Source organism: Flagellimonas hymeniacidonis, assembly GCF_008040165.1.
GTDB classification, from domain to species: domain Bacteria; phylum Bacteroidota; class Bacteroidia; order Flavobacteriales; family Flavobacteriaceae; genus Flagellimonas; species Flagellimonas hymeniacidonis.
This window is the reverse complement of sequence record NZ_VRUR01000002.1, coordinates 571,652-582,973: the sequence shown is the minus strand read 5'-3', so window position 1 is coordinate 582,973 and position 11,322 is coordinate 571,652. Positions and strand designations below refer to the sequence as shown.

The window sequence follows — 11,322 nt, the reverse complement described above, 5'->3', positions numbered from 1 at the left end:
AAGCTTCCCAAATCTTACCAGGACTAATACTGCTGAGCGAGGCTCTTTTAAAATCCATCTCTAAATCTCTTTTTAAGAACGTGCAGTTCGCCTGCGTCCGTATCAACTTTATAGTATGGACTCCCGAAACGTGGCTTGACCCACTCCACCCTTTCCAAAAAATGCAATGCAGTTCTTGTAGCCGTTTTATAATCCTGTTCCAAAAACTCATATTCAATTTTGGACACTTTTTTTTCCAATTTATTCCATTCTTCCCTTGTTAATTTTTTGAACTTGGTTTCTTCCCTAATGGGTTCTTTGCTTTTTTTAACGATTTCATGATGTCCAAAGAGGGCCAATAGCATTTCGTTCGTAGGCAATGTCTGAGTCTTTTCTATGTCCCTTACAATAGCAATAAGAGCATTTATTCTTTTGCGTGTCTTCTCCCCATCTTCATCCACCCTCTTTGGAAACCTGCTTTCAGAAGAGATTCCATGCCATTCAAAAAAGTCCATAATCGATTCCAAGGTCTCAGAATATGATTTTGTCATCTTCCTTGAAAATCGCCTGAACCTTTTAATGGTTCTATGGTGTAGCCGTATGGTTCCAAACCTGTCCATTTTCTTATTTTTCTCATCCAATTGTGACAATCTAAAGCCCTATTTATAAAGGTCTTGGGTCGAATTGTTACAATTCAATATTTCAAACCCCTTTTAATCTGTTTTTAAAATATTGATTTTCAACATTTTAACATCAATTTTGATAACGTAACGTCGCTTTAGCGCGTTACCCTCTTGCTTTTCCGAATTTGACCGTTCCACTATCAAATCCAGAAAACATCAAATGCCTTTTCATTTTTCCAGATATCGTATTTCTTCAGTACTGTTTTTGGTTTCCATTTTTGCAATAAGGTGCTGCATGTCCTCTCCTACTTTTCTCTCCAAAACCCTTGCATAAATCTGGGTAGTGGTAAGCTTGGTATGTCCAAGCATCTTCGAGACCGTTTCTATCGGGACACCGTTTGACAATGTGACTGTGGTCGCGAAAGTGTGCCGTGCTGTATGAAAGGTCACATGTTTGTGTATGCCACATGCTTTGACAATAAACTTTAGATAACTGTTCATTTTCTGGTTGCTAAATACGGGCAAGACCTTACCAAGAACATCTTTTTCCTCTCCACTCTTATATTTCTCCAGTATCATTTTTGCTTTCGGCAATAATGGAATCTTTACAGTTTCATTGGTCTTTTCCCGTTTGGTATGTATCCAAAGGTTTCCATCGATACCCAGCACTAATTGATGTGATTTCAATTCCTTGACATCGATATAGGAGAGTCCCGTATAGCATGAAAACAGAAATACATCCTTTACTTTTTCATAGCCGGCACCCCTAAAGCTCGTTTCCTCAATAAGTCGAAGTTCCCTTTCGGTAAGGTAGCTTCGTTCTGTTTTATGAAAATTGAGCTTGTAATTCCGAAACGGGTCTTTTGCCAACCATTCCAGTCTTACCGCAAGGTTTACCATCTTCATGAGCCTTTCCAAATGTTTCATGGCCCCATTATTTGAACAGGTCTTTCTTGCTTTTTTAGGTTGATAAGTCCTGAGATATTGCTCAAAATCCAAGATGAACCTATAGCTCAACTGTTTCAAATAGATGTCGGGGAGCTTCAATTTCTCGTCCAAGAACTTATCCAGATATCTTTCCGTTGAATAGTAGTTCTTCATGGTACCCGGTCGAAGCACCAATACCTGCGTCCTGTTATGGTACTCTATAAGTTCCTTTAAAGTTTTGTTTTGGTCGTCTTGCCCTAAAAAACGGGCCTTGATAGCTTGTGCGGTTATTACTTTTCCCTCCCCCAAGAGCTGTTTATGGGCATCCATGATCTGTATGTAGACTTCGTCCAGATAACTGTTCAGGAGTCGTGCTTTCTGTGAGAAGCCAATGACCCTACCCCGTGTTTCGTCCCAATCATTCACCGAAATGTAGCGTTTCAAACTGATCTCTGCCCTCTTCCCGTCAACGGTTATCCGCGCATAAATGGTAAGCCTTTCTGGATTGTTTGTGTGGTCTCTGGTAAAAATGAGAACCTTTAATGTACTGTTGTTCCGCATGATACAGGTCTTTTAAATGAAACATTAGTTGTTTGCAAAGACGACCCTAAATAGCCTTATATGCTATCAAAATTATGCACAAGGAACGTACCAATTCATTCACCGAACTCTACACCTTTTATATGGTTTTAGATGATATCAGGTGAATACAATAAAAATGAAAAGCACTGTCAATCAGTCAGTTGACAGTGCTCTGATATCCACTGAAAAGTGGTTCGTCGGGATGACAGGATTTGAACCTGCGACCACACGGCCCCCAGCCGTGTACGCTAACCGGACTGCGCCACATCCCGAAAATGGATTGCAAAAATATAAATTTTAATGATACTACTACCTGAAGTTTTAGAAATTCAATAAAAGAAATAACGCCCAAAACAAATCATCTAAATACCCAATAAAAACTCTCGTATTTCTATGCAAAAAGCCTCCCTAGCTTCTGCGGAATCATTTGCTGGATTTAAAAGAAAATAACCTAAAGTTTGATCTAAGCAAAATTCCTCAATATCCTTGCCCTTGCATAAATGATAGCTCATCAACAAGGTATTGTAGTCTATTTTGTATGGCTTTTCCAACTCACTGTAACCGTTTAGATAAAGATTTAGTTGGAAGATAGAGTATTCAAGATTTTCGGATTCGTTTGTTAAGAAGGATGGAATTGAAATAGGTATATTCTTATTCATTATGTTAGTTCGTTTAAGAATGGGTTTATATTTTGCTACCATTAGAATCCTCAAAGCAATTAAAAGTAGCCTGATATCTCCAAAATGGCGGGTTTCCCATTTCTATAATTGAACTATATTTCCATATAAGAATCCGAATCAATGGTCAGGTTGTTCCAATTCAAATAATAAAATTACAGTACAAAGTTATACTTGTAAATATACTCAAAAAACGTTTATTCCTATCTGTATAGTGTAAAATGTCCTACATATTGTTGCTTATCTCTGTCGTTGGCATTTACAACATACCAATAATCCCCTGTCGGCAGTTCGCTTCCTTCGTATGTACCGTCCCAACCTTTAACTTGATCTAATATAGCCACAACTCTACCGTAACGATCATAGATTTTCACTTCTAAATCTGGAAAGAAGCTACTATTACCAATTCTCCAATAATCATTCAAATTGTCTCCATCTGGAGTAAAGAAATTTGGAATATCTGGCATTCCATCAAAATCAAATGGCATTACCAAATTGGCAACACAACCATTTTGATCTCGTACCATAATAGTAACGTTTGCATCTTGATTCGTCGTAAAGATATTGGTTTCACCAAAGGATTCTCCTTGGAAGAAGTACTCATATCCTCCAAATCCACCTGTGGCGATTGCCTTAATTTGGTTCGCGCTAATTTTTTCTGCTTGCAACGTCAAAGGTTCATAAGCATCAATTTTAAACTCCACAAAAGTTACACATCCATTCTGATGATAAATATAAACGGTATGCTCCCCAGGAGGCAAGTCTCCGAACGTTCTTTGTTCAGTAGCTGATAATACATCATCTACATCCAAAGAAAAAAGGAGATTGGGCAATAACGAGCCGTCCGCGATTGATACAGTTGCAGTACTATTGGGGAAAATACCGTCACAACCATACTCCACTATGGGTTCTGCCATCAATTCTATTCCGACTCCTATATCAGCGATAACGCTTGTCTGGCAACCATTGGAATCCCTAATAAAAACTGCATAGGTTTCTCCTCCTTGCAGATTATCAAAAAACAAGGAATCATTCTGCACAAAATCCGCATCATCAGCTGAGTTCACACTTGTAAAGTATGGTGCCGTACCTCCTGTAACCGATAATGTGAGTGTTCCATCTTCATCTCCCAAACACGTTTCTGGAGTGGTTGAGGCTATCCCTGCCAATAATTCTAAAGGCTGGGTTATTTCCACAGTTCTTGTAATGGTACATCCTAAATCATCCTGAATAATGACATCATACGTCCTTGGCGATAAATCATTAAACGTTTTTCTGTTTGGATTTGCCGGATCATCACCTTCAAAGAACTCACTTAAAGTATCGGATATTGAATATCTAATATCTCCTGTACCACCGCTGGCTTCAATAATGATCTGTCCATTGGTGTCACCATAACAAATAACCGGAACTGCTTCCAAATACTCCAGAACCAATGGTGGTTTTGGCTCGATAACAATTGGGGTAGATATTGCCTCACAACCTCCACTCTGTGCATAAACAAAGTAGGTTCCCGGATTCAGGTTTCTAAAGATACCTGAACTCTGTGCAGGTCTTACCGTATTGGTCGCAGTAGGATTAGGCGGTGTATTGGAATCTAACAAGGTATATACGTAACTGCCTATTCCTCCAAATGCCTCGGAACGAATAATTCCTGTTGCCTCTCCTGCACAATTGATGGTTGCATTTGTTAAGTCCAATGCTATTACCAAAGGTGCTGCTGGATCTAGTGAAATCTGGTTGGAACTCTCAAACGGACATCCATTTGAGTTTTGAACTTCATACTGGAATGGTCCCGCATCTACTGTGATATCGACAGTGATTTCTATACTGGATAAACCAGCTCCAAATGGCGTGAATGGGCCTGCGCTTCCAGCTCTTCGATAAAAATAGTCCACTCCTACTTCTGGATTCGTAACGGTAAGTCCCATTCGTCCTAAATCTCCACAACCTGGAGGTTGAAGCTCTACCAATTCTGCAATTATTATTTCAGGATCTTGAATCGTAATTGGAATTGTTGTAAAACTACAGTTCCATCCATCAAAAATGGTAATGGTATATTGTCCTGCCGACAAATTTGCAAATGTCGGGGTGGTTTGAAGTCCACTATTCGTACCATCTGTGATTCGATTCAATTGATACAGATAATTTCCAGGTCCTTGACCTCCTGCCATATTGTGCGCCTCTATAATACCATCATTATCATTATTACATGCCAACGGACTTACTACTCGAATGTCAGCAGTTATAGGCGTGGGCGGGGGAAGGTTTATAGAAGTAGTTTCTTCACAACCTCTAAAATCTCTAATATTCACAGTATAATTTCCTGTGGACAAATCTTGAAATATTGGATTTGTATTGGGGTAATCCACCAAAACTGTAGTGCCATCTGGTGCAATCAACTGGTATTCATAAGTTCCCCAACCACCATCTCCTGTGGCTGTAATCTCACCAAGACCGGGTACATTACAGGTGACTTCTGAAGTTTGAATTGCGGCAACCGATAAGGCCCTATCTGGAGATCTTACCGTAACAACATTACTTGCCACATCACAGAAAGGTGTATCTAAAGCTTCAACATAAACAATTAGGTTCCCTGCTGGAAGTCCTGTAATAATTTCTGGGCTATTAATTGGTGCGTTGGTATCAAAACTTCCTGTTACACCTGTTGTGGTTTCAGCACCCAAATTGTCCCTTGAGAACACTTCATAATTGTACATTCCACTATAATTATTAATCGCCAAGCTGATTTCCCCATCATTACCATTAAAACAGGTGACAGGTCTTACCTCAGCAATTACAGCTTCAATAGTATTGTATTCGGGCATATTGACCGTTGCGGTCAGATACGAACAGCCTCCATTACCAACATCGGTAACCGCAAAGATGTAATCACCAGGCGTTGAAATTGGCCAAACCACGCGATCGGTACCACCAGAATTTCTAGCCGGTTCTGAACCTAAAGGTAAAATCTCTACCTCGTAGTTTCCGGCACCTTCGTTTACAATAATTGATATAGAACCAGGACTTACTCCTGCACCTGAAGCATCACAGGTTATTTGACTAACACTATAGCTAAAGGTAATATCTGTAGGTGTATTTATATTTACTGTGGATGTCTCTTCACAACCATTCTGATCTCGTGCGGTTAGAATGATACTTTGATTGGAACCGTTATCAATAACTTCAAAAGTATTGCTAGTTTGGAAGTTGGTACCATCAAACTGTGGAGTACCATCATTCATACTATAGGTATACGGACCTGTTCCTGTTGCGGTTCCTGTACCATCTCCGTTAGTATCGGTAAAAATGGTAATGGTAGCAGTACTAAATTGATTGCTGGAAGGGTTACAACTAAACTCCGTATTGATGGCATTTACCTCCAATAGTGTTGGTTCATTGATTAAGATATTGCCAGAACGATCTGTACAACCTCTATCTGAAACCACTTCAACTTGATACGTATCTGGTGCCAAATTATCAAAGACTGGAGATGGTTGAGGCCCTGCCATTACTATTGCGCTAGCACCGTCATATAAAATATAATTTATTGGCGTGTCTGTATCACTACCTGGTTGAAGCTCTACCACAATTGTACCATCATTAGCGCCATTACAGGAGATATCTGTACTTGGGGTCGCAGTGATAACGGGCGTATTTACAGTGGATACATTAACAATGGCCTCATCAGAACATAGCGGTAATGTATTAGAACTTAAATCAGTAACCAAAATGTTATAATCCCCTGGTAATACGCTAGTGAATGTATTGGAACTCTGTGCTGGTCCAATATTGACCAATGTTCCAGCATCTCGTAATTGGTATTCAAAATTGCCACTACCTCCGGTAGTATTCACTGTTATCTCACCATCACCGGCATTACAGGTTGGGAAAGAAGTAGCATCAGCGGTAATCGCAAAAAAGTCAAAGACCTCTGCGGTGATAGTATCGGTACATCCGTTCCCATCTCGTATCGTAATCACATAGCTTCCTGGGTTTGGAACCACAAAATTGACACTACTTTGGAAACCACTACCAATATCATACATAAAGGTTTCTTCGGGTAGTCCTGATCCGGTAGATATAGGAGCGGTTACATCAATTTGATACCCGCTTGTTGCTGTACATTGATTGATTACATCTATGGCAGGTGTTGGAATTCCCGCTTCCTGTGTTACGGTTGCAGTCGTTAAAGCGGTACATCCATTAGCATCTTGTACATAAAAATCATAATCCGAAGCATAAGGTCCAGGGATTTCAAATGTGGTATCCGTACTAAACACTGTTGGCGCTGGATCTCCGTTAGGAACATAAGCATATCCGAATGGTGCAGTTCCGCCAAATCCTCTTACGGTAACAAATGCTCCAGTATTACAGGTGGCTTCAACATTATTGTCTATAACAATAGAAGGTGAGCTAAACCCTATAAATACCAAAGTACTAGAACTACAACCAGTAACATCATCCGAAACTATGATTTGATAATTACCTGGTGCCAATCCTGTAAACGTATCATTAAACGGAATAGGTTCATTCGTATGTGATGTAGGCCCAGATATGGTGGCACCAGTATCGGTGTTTTCAAGTGTTACGGTGAAGTCTCCTGGGTTTGATGAAATCCCTGAAACCTCATAATCTATTCCACCACTTCCTGCGACATTACAAGAAGCTGTAGTTGACGTAGCGGTGACAGTTACAGGACTCGGTGCTGTCAAGAAATCTATCTCTTCAATATAAGTACAGCCATTTGCATCTCTTACTTCGACAAAGTAAGTCACATTTGGGACCACGAGACCAGTAACATCAAAAATATCGTTATTTAGTCCCGTTCCCAATTGAAATGTTGGGTCACCCACCAATCTAAACTCATAAGGCTCTGTACCACCACTAGCTTGGACCCTATATGGAAATGATGTATCCGAACATAATGCAGGAGGTGAATCAAGTGGTGTTAAATCTAAAACATTCTGATCTATGATAAACTCATCCCTATCCTCACACCCTTGAGCATCAGTAGTTACTATAGTATAATTACCTAAAGGAAGATTTGGAAAATTAGCTGTAAGGCTGGGAGTTCCTATGGACGATGCTATAGGAACGCCATTTACGTCCAACAATATATAATCAAAAGGTGCTACGCCACTACCGCCAGTAATTGCTACAGATACTGAACCATTTACAGTTCCTGAAGAACACACTGCGTCTGTAGGAGTCGCGGTAGCATCCAATGCAACACTTGCAGCAATGGTAACACTATATGCTGGACTTACACAGCCCCTACTATCCCTTACGATAAACCCTCCATGGGTTCCTGGGCCATAACCTGAGAAAATATTTTGAGGACCAAACGTTGCTCCATTGTCATTACTATATTCATATGGTGGAATTCCTTGGGTAGTATCGGCAATTACCTCTACAATTCCACTGGTTGCATCACCACATTGTGTATCGATTCCAACAACCGAACCTGCTATGGTTTCAGGAGGGGTAATCGTTACAATATTCGATTCTGTGGTACATCCTTGACTATCCGTAATCAAAAACTGATACGTGGTATCTGAGGTGATTGAACCGTCGTTAGGAATACTATAGGTAAAGGAATTTCCTGTAATGTTATTATTATCTGATGAATAGCCCCCGCCATTAATCTGTACTTCATAAATATCATAATTACCACCAGAGGTATATCCATTACTAATATTCACTTGAATTTGTGCAGGGGGACCGGCACAATCCAATTCTTGAATGGTTGTTGCCAATGCAGTTACCTGAGGTTCAATAGTTGCAGTGACTGTGTCTCTACAATCGTTTGCATCCACTACTTCTATACTATAGTTTCCTGGTGTAAGACCTGAAAAACTATTGCTTGCACCTAACGCACCTCCATTTATTCTATATTGATATGGCGCCGTACCTGCAGTTGCATTGACCACCAAAGTCGCGGCTGTAAAATTATCATAGCAAAAATCTGATGCTCCAGCATCCAGCGTTAATGTCGGTGCTTGTAGCGTAGTAAGTGTAAAGTTATCCGTTACAGTACAACCGTTTGCATCTGTCACACTTACTTGATACAATCCATCTTGTGAAAGATTGGAGAAAACGCTTCCATTTTTAGGGCCTCTTGTGGAGCTATCGGGTTGGGTTAAGGTATACCTATTACCTCCCCATCCTCCAACAGTATTTACCCTAACCGCACCGATATTTCCATTCTGACAGCTCATATCCGTAACATCCAAACTGGAAATAGCAAAGGCTGTTGTGGGTTCTTCAATTACGAGCGTGGAAGTATCTGTACAATTTGTATCTTCATCGGTAACGGTAATTAAATAACTACCCGCAGCTAGTCCTGTCAATGGTATGATACCGCTATTTTGACCTGTAAACAATGTTCCTCCGTCTATGTCGTAGCTATACGTAGTATTAAATCCATCGACTAAGAAACGACCTTCTCCATCAGTATCTCCAACACAGGTAACCACTTTGGTTTGCTGCGCTTGAACACCTATAGAGCTGATATCTGTAATGGCATAGTTTTCATCATATGAACATCCTTCACTATCTGTTACTCTAAATGTGTATGTTCCAAGTCCCAATCCGGTAAATGTGCTATTTGTTCCATTATTCACAGCACTCCCCACTGGGGCAATAATTTCATGATTATAAGGTCCCGTACCTCCAGTTATAACCAATCCCACAGAAGCTGTAGTAGTGATACAATCTAAGCTAGAGATTGTAAAGGCTATATCTGTAGGTTTGTCCAAAGTATTAAAAATGATATCTGGTAAAGGCTGAACACATCCATTTGCATCTCGTATTAATGGTGTATAGGTTCCAACACCTAAGCTAGCAAATACTGGATTTGGGCCGAATCCGGCACCTACACTATATTCGTAGGGTCCTGTTCCACCCGAAACTCCAGAAATCGTAATCTGTCCACCATTTTCATCTGTACAGGTAGGCACAGAATCCGGAGTAGCGGTAGCCGTAATATTTGATGGGGTTCCAATGGTTCCCACTATCGGAGATGTGGTACAAGTAAAAGAATCTTGTTCGTATCTTAAAACGATATCATATGTTCCAGGTGCGAGATTGGAAAACACATTACTGGTTTGATAGTTTGCTCCATTGTCATTACTGTATTCTATTTCATACCCGAAGCCATTGGTTACATTTACAGTAATTCTACCATTATTTGAACCTCCACAATTGGCATCTTCTTCAGTAATATTAAAAATTGGTGGTGGAATATCTGCCACATTTACAGATGCACTTCTCTGACAACCATTGGCATCCTCCACCAAAATGGCATAAGTAGCTGCCGTAGTCACTGTAAAAGATGTAGGGCTTGTGTATGTTGGACCAAATGGTCCTCCGTCTACACTAAAACGATATGGTGCGGTACCTCCAGAAGTGGTCAAATCCACATCAACAGAAGCAGCTCCACAACCAAAACTAGCTGAAGCTGTTGCCGAAACATCCAAAGGACTTATTCCATTTCCTATTTCAATAGTTGCTCCACCTGTATCCGTGGTGACCGTTTCGGAACAATCATTGGTGTCTACCCTAATACTATACACACCCGGACTCACATTGGCAAAGGTGTAAGAATCCAATCCATTTGGACCGAAAGTATCTACGGTTACGCCGTTCTTAATTAAGCGATAGGTATAAAAACCTGGAACTCCTGAAACTTGAACATCTATACTTCCTAATTCACTACTACATAAAATATCATTGGCAGTTACATCTACTGTAATATCCAAGTTTTGAATGTTTACTGTGTTTGAAGGGAATAGACATGCACTTGCTGACACATTTTTTAAACGTACCCATACCATATAGTTTCCTGGTGTGGTCACATCAAAAAATGGATCGTCTTGGTAAGGTCCACCAGAATTATTCAAACTATATTCATAGCCCGCTGGCACATTGGTCACTTCTACCCTACCTGGATTTCCACATATAATATCTTCCTTAATCAATTGGGGATCCAATGGGTTTAAAGTAGACTTAAAATAAAAGAATTGTCCAGAATCCACACGAACTCGAAACTCTCCGGCCGAGTCCAAACTATAAGTTGCTCCAGTACCTACTGTATTCCAAGTACAGGCTGCGTTAATAGTAGGACAATCATCGACCACAGTAGGCGCACATGTATTTGGGTCCAACTGTTGCCATTCATAGGAACTACCCGATTGACTAAGCGTAAGAGTTCTAATATCACTGGTACCACACAAAAAGAATTTTGCCAAGGTACTACCATCGTTGGGGCAAACCACTTCTTCATTGGCGCCTTGTATAATGGTCATAAACATACTAGCGGAACTAAAAACCTGGGTTTTGTCCGTAGAAACATTTCCTTTTGAAGTTTCCGAAGTTTTTTCAGAATCAGGTTCAACAACTGTGGATACTATACTAGTAAGTATCCTGTTGACCTCTGTTTTTGCTAGTACCGTGGAACAAAATATTGATATGAACACCAACAACACGGCATATAGCAAATGCCTTGTTTTTTGAGGGAGCATAGGTTAAGT

The 11,322-nt window shown here is 40.2% G+C and carries 4 protein-coding genes and 1 tRNA gene; all 5 read right to left on the bottom strand.

The window, feature by feature from the left end:
* Positions 1 to 47: 47 nt before the first annotated feature.
* The 5 genes from FVB32_RS11490 to FVB32_RS11470 all read right to left on the bottom strand — a co-directional run bounded on the left by FVB32_RS11490 (position 48) and on the right by FVB32_RS11470 (position 11,313).
* Positions 48 to 599, bottom strand: coding sequence for a BfmA/BtgA family mobilization protein (locus FVB32_RS11490; protein WP_147743940.1), 552 nt, complete (start codon positions 597 to 599; stop codon positions 48 to 50).
* A gap of 231 nt (positions 600 to 830) precedes the next feature.
* Positions 831 to 2,090, bottom strand: a complete 1,260-nt coding sequence (locus FVB32_RS11485) for a site-specific integrase (protein ID WP_147743939.1) — start codon at positions 2,088 to 2,090, stop codon at positions 831 to 833.
* Positions 2,091 to 2,308: 218 nt separating this feature from the next.
* Positions 2,309 to 2,383, bottom strand: a tRNA-Pro gene (locus FVB32_RS11480).
* A 90-nt stretch (positions 2,384 to 2,473) separates the two neighbouring features.
* Positions 2,474 to 2,770 (bottom strand): hypothetical protein, encoded by a 297-nt coding sequence (locus FVB32_RS11475; RefSeq protein ID WP_147743938.1) that lies wholly within the window; start codon positions 2,768 to 2,770, stop codon positions 2,474 to 2,476.
* 221 nt (positions 2,771 to 2,991) lie between these two features.
* Positions 2,992 to 11,313 carry a T9SS type B sorting domain-containing protein gene (locus FVB32_RS11470; RefSeq protein ID WP_147743937.1) on the bottom strand — a complete coding sequence of 2,774 codons (8,322 nt, stop codon included), beginning with the start codon at positions 11,311 to 11,313 and terminating at the stop codon, positions 2,992 to 2,994.
* Between the last annotated feature and the right edge of the window lie 9 nt (positions 11,314 to 11,322).

Bases quoted from the DNA above. Each gene is read 5' to 3' on its own strand.
- FVB32_RS11490 (WP_147743940.1), bottom strand. From the start codon at position 599: ATGGACAGGTTTGGAACCATACGGCTACACCATAGAACCATTAAAAGG.
- FVB32_RS11485 (WP_147743939.1), bottom strand. From the start codon at position 2,090: ATGCGGAACAACAGTACATTAAAGGTTCTCATTTTTACCAGAGACCAC.
- FVB32_RS11475 (WP_147743938.1), bottom strand. From the start codon at position 2,770: ATGAATAAGAATATACCTATTTCAATTCCATCCTTCTTAACAAACGAA.
- FVB32_RS11470 (WP_147743937.1), bottom strand. From the start codon at position 11,313: ATGCTCCCTCAAAAAACAAGGCATTTGCTATATGCCGTGTTGTTGGTG.